Annotated in this window: 15 protein-coding genes; 10 read left to right on the plus strand and 5 right to left on the minus strand. The window is 62.1% G+C overall.

Features of this window, described 5'->3' with window-relative positions; all coding sequences use genetic code 11:
- Positions 1–49 precede the first annotated feature (49 nt).
- Complete coding sequence (gene rpsT, locus HMPREF7215_RS12120) at positions 50–331, minus strand: 30S ribosomal protein S20 (protein ID WP_009166223.1); 282 nt, start codon at positions 329–331, stop codon at positions 50–52.
- Positions 332–524: 193 nt separating this feature from the next.
- On the opposite strand from rpsT, the gene HMPREF7215_RS12125 reads away from it, so the two are divergent.
- The 6 genes from HMPREF7215_RS12125 to HMPREF7215_RS12150 all read left to right on the plus strand — a co-directional run bounded on the left by HMPREF7215_RS12125 (position 525) and on the right by HMPREF7215_RS12150 (position 5,163).
- Positions 525–2,465 carry an ATP-dependent DNA helicase gene (locus HMPREF7215_RS12125; RefSeq protein ID WP_009166224.1) on the plus strand — a complete coding sequence of 647 codons (1,941 nt, stop codon included), beginning with the start codon at positions 525–527 and terminating at the stop codon, positions 2,463–2,465.
- 110 nt (positions 2,466–2,575) lie between these two features.
- A complete protein-coding gene (gene rpmH / locus HMPREF7215_RS12130; RefSeq protein WP_009166225.1) occupies positions 2,576–2,710 on the plus strand; it encodes a 50S ribosomal protein L34 in 135 nt (44 codons plus the stop codon).
- A 10-nt stretch (positions 2,711–2,720) separates the two neighbouring features.
- Positions 2,721–3,098 carry a ribonuclease P protein component gene (locus tag HMPREF7215_RS12135; protein WP_040551240.1) on the plus strand — a complete coding sequence of 126 codons (378 nt, stop codon included), beginning with the start codon at positions 2,721–2,723 and terminating at the stop codon, positions 3,096–3,098.
- Positions 3,067–3,333 (plus strand): membrane protein insertion efficiency factor YidD, encoded by a 267-nt coding sequence (yidD, locus tag HMPREF7215_RS12140; RefSeq protein ID WP_156797561.1) that lies wholly within the window; start codon positions 3,067–3,069, stop codon positions 3,331–3,333. Before HMPREF7215_RS12135 ends, yidD begins: the two co-directional genes overlap by 32 nt.
- A 43-nt stretch (positions 3,334–3,376) precedes the next feature.
- Positions 3,377–4,303 carry a YidC/Oxa1 family membrane protein insertase gene (locus tag HMPREF7215_RS12145; protein WP_009166228.1) on the plus strand — a complete coding sequence of 309 codons (927 nt, stop codon included), beginning with the start codon at positions 3,377–3,379 and terminating at the stop codon, positions 4,301–4,303.
- Between the two features lie 29 nt (positions 4,304–4,332).
- Positions 4,333–5,163 carry a R3H domain-containing nucleic acid-binding protein gene (locus tag HMPREF7215_RS12150; RefSeq protein ID WP_009166229.1) on the plus strand — a complete coding sequence of 277 codons (831 nt, stop codon included), beginning with the start codon at positions 4,333–4,335 and terminating at the stop codon, positions 5,161–5,163.
- Positions 5,164–5,278: 115 nt separating this feature from the next.
- Here the strand turns inward: HMPREF7215_RS12150 and HMPREF7215_RS12155 are convergent, their stop codons facing one another.
- Positions 5,279–7,183, minus strand: a complete 1,905-nt coding sequence (locus HMPREF7215_RS12155; protein WP_156797562.1) for a S9 family peptidase — start codon at positions 7,181–7,183, stop codon at positions 5,279–5,281.
- Between the two features lie 237 nt (positions 7,184–7,420).
- Between HMPREF7215_RS12155 and HMPREF7215_RS12160 the strand changes: the two genes are divergently transcribed.
- Both HMPREF7215_RS12160 and HMPREF7215_RS12165 read left to right on the plus strand, forming a co-directional pair.
- Positions 7,421–8,356, plus strand: a complete 936-nt coding sequence (locus tag HMPREF7215_RS12160) for a bifunctional enoyl-CoA hydratase/phosphate acetyltransferase (protein WP_009166232.1) — start codon at positions 7,421–7,423, stop codon at positions 8,354–8,356.
- A gap of 94 nt (positions 8,357–8,450) precedes the next feature.
- Complete coding sequence (locus HMPREF7215_RS12165; protein ID WP_009166233.1) at positions 8,451–9,485, plus strand: threonine aldolase family protein; 1,035 nt, start codon at positions 8,451–8,453, stop codon at positions 9,483–9,485.
- 107 nt (positions 9,486–9,592) lie between these two features.
- On the opposite strand, the gene HMPREF7215_RS12170 is transcribed toward HMPREF7215_RS12165, so the two are convergent.
- Genes HMPREF7215_RS12170 through HMPREF7215_RS12180 form a run of 3 tightly spaced genes read right to left on the minus strand, consistent with a single transcriptional unit; the run spans position 9,593 to position 13,888 of the window.
- Positions 9,593–10,729, minus strand: a complete 1,137-nt coding sequence (locus HMPREF7215_RS12170; RefSeq protein ID WP_009166234.1) for a hypothetical protein — start codon at positions 10,727–10,729, stop codon at positions 9,593–9,595.
- A 19-nt stretch (positions 10,730–10,748) separates the two neighbouring features.
- Complete coding sequence (locus HMPREF7215_RS12175; protein WP_009166235.1) at positions 10,749–12,071, minus strand: hypothetical protein; 1,323 nt, start codon at positions 12,069–12,071, stop codon at positions 10,749–10,751.
- A 56-nt stretch (positions 12,072–12,127) separates the two neighbouring features.
- Positions 12,128–13,888, minus strand: a complete 1,761-nt coding sequence (locus HMPREF7215_RS12180; protein ID WP_009166236.1) for a flagellar biosynthetic protein FliO — start codon at positions 13,886–13,888, stop codon at positions 12,128–12,130.
- A 245-nt stretch (positions 13,889–14,133) separates the two neighbouring features.
- Here HMPREF7215_RS12180 and sdaAB point away from each other — a divergent pair, with 245 nt between their 5' ends.
- Positions 14,134–14,817 carry an L-serine ammonia-lyase, iron-sulfur-dependent subunit beta gene (sdaAB, locus tag HMPREF7215_RS12185; RefSeq protein WP_009166238.1) on the plus strand — a complete coding sequence of 228 codons (684 nt, stop codon included), beginning with the start codon at positions 14,134–14,136 and terminating at the stop codon, positions 14,815–14,817.
- Positions 14,814–15,318: L-serine ammonia-lyase, iron-sulfur-dependent, subunit alpha (locus HMPREF7215_RS12190; protein WP_009166239.1), on the plus strand; the 505-nt coding region annotated here is incomplete at its 3' end. The genes sdaAB and HMPREF7215_RS12190, both read left to right, overlap by 4 nt.

A 15,318-nucleotide genomic window follows, 5' to 3' on the forward strand; every position in this document is an offset into this window, starting at 1 on the left:
GGAAGACGTTCATTCATCTTCCGGCGGCGTTTTTTATGGTCGTTGAAACTTATTCGGCGGGCTTTTCGGCGGAGAGGGACTTGACCTTCGCAGTCATCAGGGCCTTTCTGCGGGCGGCTGTATTGCGATGGAGCACGCCTTTGACAACGGCTTTGTCGAACACGGACTGGGCCGCGTTGAGCTGGAGCACGGCGGCTTCGGCGTCGCCGTTCTGGACGGTGGCGAGGACCTTTTTCATGGAGGTCTTGCAGCGGCTCTTCCAGTAGCGGTTGTAAAGACGGTTTCTCTCAGACGTGCGGACGCGCTTGATAGCGGACTTCTTGTTGGGCATTCGGTTCACCTCCTCCGGTTAAACGATAAGAATTCTACCACGGACCGTGGTTTATTCGCAACAGACAAATGATATTCTACCAGAAAAACAATAAAATGGGAATGGAGGCCAAACGGTCCGATTCGTTGTAAAATATCTTCCTGGAGCGCTTTGAAAAACTCCGCCTATTCTATCAGAAAAACACGGTGATCGCATGGAAGATTTTTTCGGTCCCGAAGGGATTCTCAACGCGCGCCTTCCGAATTTCGAATATCGCCGGCAGCAGCGCGAACTGGCTGAAAAAATAGAGAATTTTTTGCAGTCGGACCGGCGTCTTCTAGCGGCGGAAGCGCCCACGGGCGTCGGCAAAACCTATGCGATGCTGATCCCCGCCATGCGGTGGGCTGTGGCGAACAATAGCACCGTGCTGGTGCTCACGTCGGGCATCACGCTGCAGGAACAGCTGATCTACAAGGACATTCCCGCGCTGCTGGACGTGCTGGGGCTCGACCTGCCCTACGGACTGCTCAAAGGCCGCGGCAACTATGCCTGCATCCGCAAAGCCCGCGAGATCGGCGCGGAAGGTTTTCTCGACTTCGGCGGCGATAAGGGGCAGGCTTCGCGCGACATCAGCGGCTGGCTTTACGCCACCGAAACCGGCGACCTGAGCGAGCTGAGCCTGGGCGACACCCATCCGGCCCGCGAGCGCATCGCCTCGTCCTATCTGACCTGTCTCGGTCCTTATTGCCCGCATCACGAGCGCTGTTTCTACAACAAGGTGATGCGCAGCCTGTCGCATTGGCGCGTCATCGTCGCCAACTATCACGTCTATTTCTCCTACGTGCTGGGGCAGCGCAAGCCCTTTCCGGCTCCTTTCGGACTGCTGATCTGCGACGAGGCGCACAAGATGGAGGACGCGGCCCGCGCGGTCACGCAGGTGGGCGTCGACGTGCGCGACTGGCAGCGCCTTTTGCGGCGCGCGCCCCGCCTCGACAAGGTGGAGGCGTCTTTGCTGCGCAGCGTGGACTGCCCGGCCGATCGTTTCGCCGAGGAAGTGGCCGATCTGAGCCGGGTCTCCGAGAGCGTTTTCGATCAGCTCGCCGCGCGGCTGCCCGACGGGAAAAATTTCACGGCCTATCCGCCGGAGCTGAAAAACGACACGGCCGAGCTGCTGGTCAAATGCGACCGGATCATCGGCCATCTGGACGAACTCCAGGAAGCGGCCGCAGGCGGCGGGCGCGACGCGAACGCCCTGCAGGACGACGGCAGGATCGCCGTCTGGAACGGCGAACTGACGGCGTTCCGCGACTCGCTGCGCTGGTGCTGCGACACGCAGAACTATCCCGAATGGGCCTATTGGCGCGAGGGCGGCAGCCTGAAGAGCTCCTGCGTGAACGGCAGCGACCTGATCCCGCCGGCCTTCGACGACGACGAGATCAAAGTCATCGCCCTGTCGGCGACGATGACGGTGGATCGTTCTTTCGAATACTGGGCCAATGAAACGGGACTGGCCCCCGACGAGACGGCGGTGCTCGATTCGCCGTTCGATCTGCCTTCGCTGATGGAGATCGACGTCGTCGATCTGGGGCTGCAGGTGATGTCGCCGGGCTACGCCGACGCGGTGGCGCGGGTGTGCCGCAAGTACGCGCGCGAAAACGGCGGCGCGACGCTGATCCTGCTTTCGTCGCGGCGGCTGCTGACGGCCGTTTCCGCTTATCTGAAGATGAACGCGGAGAAGGATAGACTGAATATTCTCGTGCAGGGCGACCTGCCGCGCACGGAGCTGCTGGAGCTGTTCAAGGAAAACGAACGCAGCGTGCTGGTGGGCATGGCGTCGTTCCGCGAGGGCATCGACGTGCCCGGCGAGGCGCTCACTCAGGTGATCATCGACCGCATTCCTTTTCCCCATCCCGGTGATCCCGTCGGCGAGGCGCGCGCCAAGCTGGAAGGGCGCGAGAATTTCGTCAAGGCGGTGCTGCCCGGCGCGAAAATGCAGCTGCGCCAGGCCGCAGGACGGCTGGTGCGCACCGGCTCCGACCGGGGGCGCGTGGTGATCCTCGACGGACGGATCGTGACCCGTCCCGACTGGAAAATCCTGGACAGCCTGCCGGCGGTCCCCGTAAAAAAATACCGCCTGGTCGGCGCTCATAAATGAATTTGCGTATTTACAACTTCGCCCCCGATGTGATATAGTTCGAGGGCTGAATTAACTATCCAGAAAAGTATTTTCACGCTGGAGTTCCTAACTGAGGAGGTGTTCATCAGATGAAGCAGACTTTTCAGCCTCACGTCAGATCGCGCAAGAGGGGCATGGGATTCCTCGCCCGTTCCCGCTCCCACGGCGGACGCGGCGTGCTCGCCGCCCGTCGCGCCAAAGGCCGCAAGCGCCTGGCCGTCTAATCCGAGAGCCTTGGTCTTCCCATATCCCGCTTCATTACGGCTTAAACAGGGCTGGGAATACGACACACTATTCCGCACCGGCAGTCGTTTAAAAGGCAGGCTGGTGCGGTTGTTGTTTGTCAAGGCCCCCGACGGCAAAACGCGCTTCGCCATGGCGGTCGGCAAAAAGATCGCCAAAGCGCACCTGCGCAACCGCGGCCGCCGCGTGCTCAAAGAATCGCTGCGCCGGCTCCATCCCTGGATGAAGGAAGGCTGGTGGTTCGCCTGCATGCTGAACGAGCAGGGGCTTCGGGCGAAAGCCGACGAGGTGTATGCCGATCTTGGCGCTTTGTTGAAGCGCAAAGGCTTTATGAAAGATGACTGGCCCGGCGCGATCTGGTATCAGTAGTTTTTTCGTCTGGCTTTTGGTGCTGCCGATCCGCGGCTACAAGCGCTGGATCTCGCCGCTGCTGGGCCATCGCTGCCGTTTTTATCCCAGCTGTTCGAGCTACGCCATCGAAGCGCTGAAAGTTCACGGCCCTGTCAGAGGCCTCCTCCTCGCCGTCTGGCGGCTGCTTCGCTGCGGCCCATGGAGCGAGGGCGGCTTCGACCCTGTGCCGCCGGCGCGAAAGAGACGTTTCTGACCGCTCTTCAGGTTTACAAATTTTCTGAGAAGGTGACTGAATCTTGTGGAAAGCTCTGAGTGATTATCTCTTTCAGTTTTTGAACTTCCTTTACAGCATGACCGGCAACTGGGGCTGGGCCATCGTCGCCCTCACGGTGATCGTGCGCCTGGCGCTGCATCCCCTGAACGCCAAGCAGATGCGCAGCATGCAGCAGATGCAGCGTCTTCAGCCCCGCCTCAAAGTGCTTCAGGAAAAATACGCCAATGACCGCGATACCCTCAGCCGCGAGACGATGGCGCTCTACAAGGAGAACAAGGTCAATCCGGCTTCGGGCTGTCTGCCGCTGATCATCCAGCTGCCGATCCTGATCCTGCTGTTCAACGTGCTGCGCGACGCCAGCGCCCAGTTCGGCGAGTCCACTTTCTGCGGCGTGCCTCTGGCCGGCACGGTGCTCTCCTCGATTGCCAAGGCGGTCGGTTTCAGCGGCGATCCTCTGACGGCCGGCTTCATGGACACGTGCCGCGCCGTCGGCGCCAATCCCGCAGGACTTTCCGCCGTCGGCGTCTGGCTGCCGATCACGTTCCTGCTGCTGTTCATCGTCTTTTTGACCTGGTATCAGCAGAAGCTCAGCGCGCAGGGCAATCCGCAGATGGCGACGATGAACGTCGTCATGCCCATCTTCATGGGGTTCATCTGCCTTTCCATGCCCGGCGGACTGCTCCTTTACTGGATGCTGTCCTCGCTGTTCGCCGTGATCCAGCAGTGGTTCACGGTGCACAAGGTGGCCAAAGAGGAGAAGCCCGTCCTGTTCAAGGACAAGCCCCGCGAGGGCGAAGCGCCCGCTCAGAAAGCCGTCTTTACGCGCCGTCCCGTCAAAGAGAACCGCCCGGCTCCCCGGCGCGAGCTCGGGGAAATCCCCTCCGCTGCCGTGCAGAGCGGTGAAGCTTACGATGATTTCAGCGACTTCATCCCCAAACGGCGTAAGTAAAGCCTGACGTCGAAGGAGGTTCCCGCACTATGGAAGAAAACATTCTGAAGACTCAGGACGACGAAGTGCTGGTGCTGGAAGTTTCCTCGGAAGACGAGGCGCGCGACCGCGCCGCGTCTCGTTGGAACATCGCCAGGGAAGATGTGCTCCTCACCGTCGTCGGCGAAGAGAAAAAACTCTTCGGGCTTTTCGGCCGCAAGCTGAAGGTCGAAGCCCGGCGTCCCTCCGTTCCCGCGGCGGGACCGGCGAAAGCGGCCGAAGCGGACGGCGGATTTGTCGTTTTGCTTGAAAGAGTCCTGAAGGCGGCGGGGCTTGACCTCGAAGTCAACGTCCAGTCCGACGGCTCGGTCAACCTCTCCGGCCCCGACAGCCGCATCCTGCTGGCCGGCCGTCAGGGCGAGGGGCTGAAAGCCCTCGATTACATCGTCAACCTGATGGCCCGCAACGACGGCCCCGTGCCTCACGTGCGCATCGACTGCGAAGGGTTCCGTCGCAAGCGCGAGAAGGATCTGGAGCGCATCGCCATGGACGCCGCCAAGGAAGCCATGAAGACGCGGCGCACCGTGTACCTTCAGCCCATGTCCAGCTGGGAGCGCCGCATCGTCCACCTGACTCTGCGCGAAAGCGCCAACGTGGAAACTCATTCCATCGGCGTCGAGCCCGGCCGCAAAGTGGCCGTCCGCCTGATCAGCGGCGGGCGCCCCGAGCGTCGTTACGAGGACGAGGAGCGGCGCGAACGTCCCGACCGCCAGCGCGGCGAGCGCTCCGGCAGCCGCCGGCCCCGTCGCCGCCGCTCTCACCGTTCGGACGCATCGCCGGGCGGAGCGTCTCAGGCGTCCGCGGACGACAACGCAGAGTAACGAAAAAATCCATCCCGATGTTTTCAGACATCGGGATGGATTTTTTCGTTCAAGGGATCGTCCTGTCCGTGCCAATTTGCGGACAGGACGATCTTTTTGTTGCGGGGGTGACGGATTATTCGCCGTCGCGGCCGAGTCCCAGATGCTCGGTGAGGAACGCGTCCATGGCGCGGTAGAAGTCGAAGCGGTTTTCCTCGTTGTGGAAGCCGTGGCCTTCGTTGTCCTTGACCATGTACTGCACTTTCACGCCGCGGCGGCGCATGGCCTCGACCATGGCGTCGGACTGCGCCTTGACGACGCGGGGATCGTTGGCGCCCTGGGCGATGAACAGCGGCGCTTTGATCTTGTCGGCATGGAGCGCGGGCGAGGTGGCTTCGAACTGAGCTTTGTCCTTTTCGGGATGGCCGATGGTCTCGTACATCTGTTCGAGCAACGGCTTCCAGTATTCGGGAATGGACTGGAAGAGCGTGAAGATGTTGCTGACGCCCACGTAATCGACGCCGCAGGCGTAGAGTTCCGGCGTCTTGATCAGTCCCATCAGCGTGGCGTAGCCGCCGTAAGAGCCGCCGTAAATGGCGATGCGCTTGGGATCGGCGACGCCCTGGGCGATCAGCCATGCGACGCCGTCGGTGATGTCGTCCTGCTGTTTCAGTCCCCACTGTTTGAAGCCGGCTTCCCAGAACGCTTTGCCGTAGCCGGTGGAGACGCGGTAATTGACTTGCAGCACGGCCAGGCCGCGGTTGGCGAGGAGCTGGGCTTCGGTGTCGTAACCCCATGTGTCGCGCGACTCGGGGCCGCCGTGGACGACGACGATCGCGGGCAGATTCTTCGCTTCCACGCCGACGGGCAGCGTCAGGTAGCCGTGAATGGTCAGACCGTCGCGGGCGGCGTAACTGATGGGCTTCATTTCCGCGAGGTACTCTTCCTTGAGCCACGGATAGAAATCGGTTACTTGCGCGAAGGTGTCGGGCTGGTCTTTGTCGTAGTAATACAGCCTTCCGGGCACGCGGTCCGAACCGACGGAAACGAACATGCGCTTTTCGTCTTTCGACATGTCGCTGACGCCGACGCGCAGATCGGGGAACTGGGCCTGAAGCTTGTTGTAAAAGGCCTCGGCTTCTTTGTCGAAGTAGACGCGGTGCAGCTTGTCGGTATAGTAGGTGGCGCCGAGCAGCTTTTTGCGCAGGTCGGACCAGATGACGCCGCCGACGCCGGCTTCGTCGTTCTCGTAGATCAGTTTCTGTTCGCCGGTGGCGGGGTCGTACTCGAACAGCGCGCCTTTGTCGCGGCCGATGTCGGAGATGACGTAGAGGCGTTTGTTGTCGGCCGTGAAGACCTGGGGCGAAACGCTGTCGCGGAAGTCGGTCTCGAACAGCGTTTTCCACGGCGAGTCTTCCGTGTCGCGGTAAAGCAGCCGCGTGGTGGTGCCCACGTATTCGGTGGCGAGGCGCAGCTTGCCGTCGTGGTCGGTGCCCCAGCCCACGATCGTGCCGGGATTTTCGGCGATCAGTTCGAGCGAGCCGGTGAGCACGTTCAGGCGGTAGACGTCGAAGACGCGGCGGTCGCGTTTGTTCATCTCGATGAGGATGTGTTCGTCGTCCTCCTCGAGCTGGTCGACGATGCCACTTTTGACGCCGTCGAACGGCGTCATGTCCCTGACGTCGGAGCCGTCCCTGGCGACGGAGTAAATGTGGTGGTTCTCGTCGCCGCCCTTGTCCTGCATGTAGACGAGACGGTCGTTGCTGACCCAGCCGTAGCCGGCGATGTCGCGCTCGGTGGCCGAAGTGACGCGCGTGCCTTTGCCCGTACTGAGAGCGTCAACGCTGGCGACGTAGACGTTCATGCGTCCTTTCCAAGGAGCCATCCAGGCGTAATGAAGTCCGTCGGGCGAGATCGTGAAGCGGGCCTTGTCCGGCAGACGGAAAAAATCCTCCACGGGGATCAGCGGCGGCCGTTCGGCCGCACCGGCCGCCGTTGTAAGCGCCAACAGCGCGGCGGCGATCAGAAGCGAAATCTTCAAAGCGATCAATCCTTTCGGTAGCGTTGAATTGGAAAATACCTTTGTAGTTTAGCAGAATCGGCGGGAAAGAACATGGTAAAACGCACAATATGGAAATTTTTTTTGCGGCGGCCCGTCGGCGGGATGATTTTGACTTTCGCCTTTCAATCTTTCGCCGCCGAGTGTATAATCGATACATAAAATCGCGTCAGAGGTCGCTTCTCCTGTGGCGCAAATCATCCAAGGGGGAATTTTTTTATGGAACAGCTTCGCAGTCTGAGCGCGCTTCTGGATTACGCCAAGCAAATCACCGCCGAAAAAGGCCCCAAGTGCATCGCCGTCGCCAAGGCCGACGATCCCGGCCTGTTCGAGGCTATGGAAGACGCCCGCAAGGCCGGCATCGCCAGATTCACCCTCACCGGCGAGCGCGCCAAGATCGAGGCCGCCGCGAAAGCCGCCGGCGCCGATCTGGCCGACTACAACGTGATCGACTGCTCCGCGAGCGAGGCGGAAATGGCGATCAAGGCCGTCACCGAAGTTTCCTCCGGCAAGGCCGACATCTACATGAAGGGACAGTTGCACACCGCCAACTTCCTGCGCGGCATGCTGAACAAGGAAGTGGGCCTGCGCCGCGGCAAGAACACGATCTCCCACTGCTTCTTCCACCACATCAAGGGCTACGACCATCTGTTCTTCGTCACCGACGCCGCGTTCAACATGTATCCCGACGTGGCCCAGAAGGCCGACATCATCCGCAACTCGGTGCAGCTGGCCCATTCCTTCGGCATCGAGTGCCCCAAGGTCGCCTGCCTGGCCGCGGTCGAGGAAGTCAACCCCGACATGCCCGCCACGATCGACGCCGCCGCGCTGACGGCCATGAACAACCGCAAGCAGATCAAGGGCTGCATCGTCGACGGTCCCTTCGCCCTCGACAACGCCGTCAGCGAAAAGTCCGCCCAGATCAAGAGCATCGACTCGCCCGTGGCCGGCAAAGCCGACATCCTGCTCGCGCCCGACATCGAGGCCGGCAACGCCCTGTTCAAAGCCATCGTTTACTTCTCCGAGAACGAAACGGCCGGCCTGATCATCGGCGCCGCCGCTCCCATCGTGCTCACCAGCCGCGCCGATTCGCCCCGCACCAAGCTGCTTTCCGTAGCCGCCGCCGTCGTTTTCGCCGACAGCCTCAAAAAGTAGTTTCCGCCGCGCGTTCCGAGCCGTTCGACACGTCCTGTCGGACGGCTCTTTTCGGATCCGGGACAAAATTCTCTCCGCGCAAGGAGGAGCCGATATGATCCGTTTCAACTGCGATTACAGCGAGGGATGCCATCCCGCCGTCCTCGAAGCCCTCGTCAGAACCAACATGGAGCAGACGCCCGGCTACGGAGAAGACGCGCACTGCGAACGCGCCGCCGCGCTGATCCGCGCCGCCTGCGACGCGCCGGAGGCGGCCGTGCACTTCCTCGTCGGCGGCACGCAGGCCAACTTCGTGATGATCGCCGCGGCGCTGCGCCCGCATCAGGCCGCCGTCTGCGCCGATACCGGGCACATCAACGTGCACGAAAGCGGCGCCGTCGAAGCGACCGGACACAAGGTGATCGCCGTTCCCGGAGCGGACGGCAAGATCTCGGCCGCCCAGGTGCGCGCGGTCGTCGAAAACCATTGGGACGACGTGACCCACGAGCACATGGCTCAGCCCAGGCTGGTCTATATCTCCAACCCGACCGGGCTGGGCACGATCTACAGCTTGGCCGAGCTGACGGCGCTGCACGATCTGTGCCGCGAGAAAAATCTTTTCCTTTACATGGACGGCGCGCGCCTGGGCTACGGTCTGGCGGCCGCGGGCAACGACCTGACGCTGGCCGACGTCGCCCGCCTGACCGACGCCTTTTACATCGGCGGCACCAAAGTGGGCGCGCTGTTCGGCGAGGCGCTGGTCATTGCCAACGGGGCGCTGAAGGAAGACTTCCGCTACATCGAAAAGCAGCGCGGCGCCATGCTCGCCAAGGGACGCCTGCTGGGCGTGCAGTTCGAAACGCTCTTTACGGACGATCTGTACCTGAAAATTTCCCGTCACGCCGTGGACATGGCCATGCTGATCCGCGACGCCTGCCGCGCCAAAGAGTGGAATTTTATGGTCGAGTCGCCGACGAACCAGCAGTTCCCGATCGTTCCCGTCGAAGCGCTGAAAAAACTCGGCGAGCAGTACGCTTATTCGCCGTGGGCGAAAATCGACGGACGCCGCGAGGCCGTGCGCTTCTGCACCAGCTGGGCGAGCAGGGAAGAAGACGTTCGCGCGCTCGCCGCCGCCATTGCCGGATCGTAGAAAACTTTATCGGTAAAATGTTCCACGTGGAACATTTTACGCCGCCTCGAAACGATGATCGAGGCGGCGTCTTTTTTGTGGCATATCGAAAAAAACTTGCGGTTTTTCTAATCGGCGTGCATCCTTTGCCAGCCGGGGTCGCCGCGGTGCTGCTGGTCGAGCCGGTCAGCCATGCCGTTCCAGATCGCGCGCAGTTCCTCGACGGAACGGCGCACCTTGCGCGCGTACACGGGGCCGCCGGTGGAGCTGTACGAGGGATCGACCTTGAAGGCGTCGGGGGCGACGTTCTTGTTCGTGCGCAGCGGCGTCAGTTCGGGATCGCGCAGGACGACGATCTCGGCGATCGCCTGCGCGACCAGTTTATCGACGTTGTCGAGGATCTGATAGTCGTCCACGCCTATGTTGCCGAGCGCGTCGGCGCCGGGCAGTTTCGACACGGCGTCCACGGCCTTGTCGTAAAAACTCCTGACGGTTTTCTGCTGTCGATCCAGCTCCGCGAAGAACTCCTCGCATTCTTTCAGCTTGGCGTCGCTGACGGCCATGACGTGATTGTCGATGATGCGGGCGAGATTGGCGATGCCGCTGCGAGCGCGTTTGCCGCTGGTGTTGACGTATTGAGAGAGGCCGGAATAAAGCAGCACGTCGTTGAAAAGATAATTGTTCGGGTACGCGCCGCTGCGGGAGGCGCGGCCGGAAATCCCCTGCCCGCCGCGCAGCGATTCCACCATGGTGAGAAAAGCGCGGTAGGCGGCGTTGTACTCTCTGAGCGTCTCGGCGTACTCCGCGTCGTACTTGCGAAACCACTCGAAAGACTCGTGGAGCCGGTTGGCGCGCAGCACGATGCTGTTGGCCATGATGACAGTGACGAGCTGGTTCATATATTGTGTGAGGCCGGATTTTTTGACGTAAGTATCGTAGGCCTCGATGATTTCCTTGACGCGCTGAATGTTCTGAGCCGTGTCGCGGATGGCGGTCCGCTCGTCGAACATATTGCGCGCCGTCGTGTAGACCTGGAAATTTCTGAGGGCAAATTCCATGGAGGGGTCTTTGAAGACCGTGCCGACGGCCAGCGGACGGCGGATATCGTGCAGCTGCTCCAGCAAATCCATCGCGATTTTCAGGTTCAGTCCCTCGGAACTGATTTCCGGCACCGGGAGCCGAGGCGGATCTTGACCGGCCGCGGCGGGCTGCGCAACAGACGCCAGGCACAGAGCGAGAACGGCGATAATGGCGCGGAGTTTCATGGCGATCTCCTTTCTGCGGCTAGAAACGGAAGCCGATGTCGTAGACGAACCAGCGCCCGCCGTTCACACGGCGCAGGCGGTGCGGCTTGGGCGAGCCGACGACCTTGCCGTTGGCGTCCCAGGCGCGGGTTTCGACGACCGCTTCCTCGAGCTTCGTGCCGCTGGCTTTTTTGATGTCCGCGCGGTCTTTTTCGTCGAGGAAATAGTTGTCGAAGGCGTCCTTTTCGTCGAAGCCTTTGAGCACCTTGATCCTGGCCTTGCCGAAGGTGACGTGGACGTACTGGCCGTGGAAGCGGCGCTGATGCAGGTCCCAGAAGAAGGCCGACTGTTCGCCGTCGATGTCTTTGCGGTCGGCGGACGGGTCGATGCAGCTGCAGTACAGCTTGAAATTTTTCTCCTTGATGGCGGTGACGAAGATCTCCATCAGCCGTTCCGGCGTCACGTCGTCGGGAACGCTGGTGACGCTGTACCGGCTTTCCTTGATGCGCTGCACGCCCTCTTCGCCGACGAAGACGCCTGACGATTCATGATTGGGATCGTACAGCGCCATGCAGTGGTCGGGGACGTACAGCGCCACGGGCGTGACGACCCAGCCGAACTGGTAATTGCCGACTTTGTTCTCGCTGGCGTCGGGGATCTCCGAGGTGATGTCGGTGATCTTGCCCAGGATCGTCCAGTTCTGTACGTCTTCGAGCCCGGTGTCGACCTGACGGCGGAAACGCTTGACGGCTTCGTAGGGGCCGAGCCAGGCGCGTCCGGAAATGTCGACGAAGTAATAGCCGGTGGAGGGCTTGCCGACGGCGATGTATTCGCCCGTGGCGCCGTAGAACTGTCCCTGCGGGTAGCGCGCGTTTTCGAGGACGACGTAGCGCCCCTGCAGGTCGTCGATGGAGACGGTCTTGTAATCGGGCGTGGGGAATATTTTTTCGATCGTCTCGGCGCGCTTTTCGCCGAGCAGCTTTTCCCACGCGGCTGTGCCGGCGGCGGCGATATCTTTGCGCAGCGTTTCCTCGGTGCGCAGGTAGCTCGTCATTTCCGGCGTGATCTCCGTAAAGTCGCCCTTGCTCTTTTTCAGCGCCACGCGGGCGCGCTCGAACATCGCCTGCACCTGAGGATCGTTCGGGTATTTCTCGTGCAGCTCCTGCACGCGGCTCAGCGCGGCGTCCTTGCTGCGCCAGATCGTCTTTTCGCCGCCGCGCTCGCGCGCGACTTCCTGCTCGAACTCGCGCAGGTAATGTTCGGCGTAGCTGATCAGCTGCCGCTTGTCGGCCGCGGGCGCCGCCGCGGCCAGCGCGGCCCCGAGAAAAATCGCGGCCAGAGCGGCGGTTCTTTTCTTTTTCATGATAAAGTCACTCCCTTGCGATAAAAATTTAAAATTAATGCATTATGTTCATTATATCAGGCGCAAAAATTTCCACAACCTCGCCAGGGGAACGTTTTCGCCGTTGAAGAAATCATAACTGTTTCGCGGCGGCCGCGCCTCACCCGAAGAGGTGATTCCGCGGCGGCGCCGACGGCGGGGCGGAACCGGAGCTTTGCGCGCGCCCTGATGCCGCCGGTCGGACCCGAGGCTTCTTCTCCGTCCTGTTTCTCGGCGTCGGATCCCTTGCGGCCGCTCCATTCTTCGCGCATTTTTTGGTCGAGCATGCGGCCGAACTGCGGTTCCCTGACGAACAGTTCGACGTCGGCGCCGTCGAGGTCGGTCACGGTGATATTGAAGACGCCGAAAGCGTCCATCGCGTCGACGGCCGCTTCGGCGGCGCGGCGTCGTTCGTGGTCCATGCCCGGCGAACCGAACCGGTCGATCAGCTTTTTCAGTTCGAGCGTGAGCGCGGGAAAGTCCAAGCTGAAGACAAAATAGGCGGGCTTATCCAGCGCGTTCCGGATATCGTCCGTCGGCGAGGGCGTCCGCTCCAGCTCGGCGCTGTTCTGGAAAGCGGCGATGAAGCCCCGCGGCGACGATGCGGCGTAGCCGGAAAAGAGCAGATTGTTCGACAGGCGCAGTCCTTTCCACTGACCTTGGGCAAACGGCTCGGTCCTGACGGCGGCGAGGGATTCAGTCTGCTTTTGGAGAAGGTCCAGCAGCAGTTCGCAGACGCGCTGGTTCGCGCCGCTCAGGTGGATGTAAAACCCGGGATAAGAGCCCAGCAGCCCTCTGGATCGCCCCGCCGCGGCGATGGTGATGCGGCCTCGCAGCACTTCCGCCAGATCGCTCATGGTCAGACCGAAATTTTCCAGCGCGGGGAGCAGCTTCTGACGCAGCGAGCCGTCCAGGGCGTCTTCGCTGGGCAGCGTTTTTTCAACGCTCAACAGCGCCAACAACGGTCCGCCGCCGACAAGAAGCGGTTTTTCCTGAACGGGAGGGAGCATGTATCCCGGATGAGTGTCGGCGCTGCCTTTGGCGGCTTCGAACGCCCCCGTCCCGCTTGTGTTGCTCCACAGCCGGGCGCGCAGCGAACGCTCGGTGTCGCTGATGCCCACTTCGAACGCAAAAGGAGCCTTAAGGAAGCTGTCGGGCAGGCTTCTCTGGCCGAACAGGAGCGGCAGCTGCGACTGCGGCACGAAAAAGGCAAATCCTATGGGCGCCGGCGCGTGCTTCGGCTCCAGCGGCTCGGTATCCGGCACGGCGGCCATCGTTTCGAGCAGGGTGGAATCGTCCGAAGCGCCGACGATGAAGCGCTGCTCGCCGCGCGTCAGCAGGGCGATATAAACGGGCGACTCTTCGGAACCGGCGACCGCCAACGTCTCGAGCGCTGTTCCCGGCGGCGCCGCGTTCAGCTGAAGAGGAATGGTTTTGTCCCCGAAAGGCAGCTGGAACTCCTTGTCCAACTCGACGGCGAAGACTCCCGCGCCGACGCTCCGCGCGCCGACGTCGTAGCGCCACCGACCTTCGGCGCTGCCGGCGTGCAGGACCAGTTCGCGGAAATCGGGGTCTTCGTCCAGCTCCATGGCGGCGGCCGCCGCTTTGCTGAAAATCTGTTCCAGCGGCCTCGAGCCGTTGTTGAAAAGCGCTTTCACGTTCTCGCAGCTCATGGAGAGCCGGCTTTCTTCCTTGAAAAATGGCGAAACCAGCTGCGCGGTGGTCACCGCCCCGGCGGGAACGGCCCACAGCGCGGCGGCAAGAAGCAGCGGCGTCGTTCGGTACGATTTGAAAAACATGGGATCGCTCCTTTTATGGCAGATGGTCAACATGGATGGGACGGACTCAATATAATGAAAATGTTTTCCGAAATCAAGCGTCTCTTGAAAACGCCGCGCCGCGCGTTTTTGACGAGTCTGTGCCGCTGTGGTAAAATGTCACGCTAATCGGCGAGGCGTTCCCTTTCGGAAAAGTCTCGCGGGCGGCTCTCCGCAAACGGGCGGCCGCTGACTTTCATCATCCTCCAAAGGAAGAGACGATCGAGATGTCGTTATTGGATATTATCGGCCCGGTGATGATCGGACCTTCGTCGAGCCATACCGCCGGAGCCGTCAGGATCGGCATGATGGCGCGCCGCCTCTGGGGCTGGGAACGGCCGTTGCGTTCCGCCAAACTGTTTCTGCGCGGTTCCTTCGCCGCCACCTATTGGGGGCACGGCACCGACCGCGGCCTGGTGGCCGGCCTGCTGCGCATGCAGCCCGACGACCTGCGCATTCCCAGATCGTTTGAGGTCGCCCGCGCGGAGGGGCTGGATTTTTCTTTCGACACGGAAGAGATCGACGGCGCGCATCCCAATTCGGTGCGCGTCGTCATGTCGGACGGTGCGGAACAGTGCGAGGCCGTGGGCGCGTCCATCGGCGGCGGCGCGGTAGAGCTGCGCGCCGTGGACGGTTTTCCCATGGTCGTGCCGTTCGGCCAGCCGGTGCTGATCGTCATGCACCGCGACCAGCCGGGCATCGTTTCGGTCATCACCGGCGAATTCTACCGCCTCGGCCTCAACGTGGCGCGCATGGAAATGGAGCGCCGCGTCCGCGGCGGCATGGCGGTCTTTGTGTTCGTTCTCGACGGCGCCGTTCCCGCCGATCTGGGCGAGCGGATCCGGACGATCGTTCCCGCCTGCCGGCGCGTGATTCTGCTGAAAAGCGCCGAGGAAGGAGTTTCCGCATGAGAGCTCTCGAAGAACTGATCGCCCACGCCGGCGAGCGCGGCTCGCTTCCGGAAGCGATTCTCGCCATGGACGCCGAGGAGCAGATGATCGACGCCGCGTTGCTGCGCTCCCGTTTGCGCGCGCGCCTGAAAGTGCTGCGCGAGACGGTCGACGCGGCGCTTGCGGGACATTGGCAGCCGAAGCTGATCGGCGACGACAAGGATAAATATGCCGCTTTGCGGCGCGCCCCGATGTCGGGAGAATTGGTCTGGCGCGCCAGCGAGATCGCCGTGGCGCTGGGCACCTGCAACGCCTCGATGGGACGCATCGTCGCCGCGCCGACGGCCGGCAGCTGCGGCATTTTGCCCGGACTGCTTTTCGCCTGGCAGGAAGCGCGGCATGGCGGCGACGAAAAACTTCTGGAAGGGCTGATCGTCGCCGCGGCGGTGGGCGAGATCGTCTCCCAGCGCGCCACTCTGGCGGGCGCTTCCGGCGGCTGTCAGGCCGAGTGCGGCGCGGCGG

Source organism: Pyramidobacter piscolens W5455 (genome assembly GCF_000177335.1).
GTDB lineage: Bacteria > Synergistota > Synergistia > Synergistales > Dethiosulfovibrionaceae > Pyramidobacter > Pyramidobacter piscolens.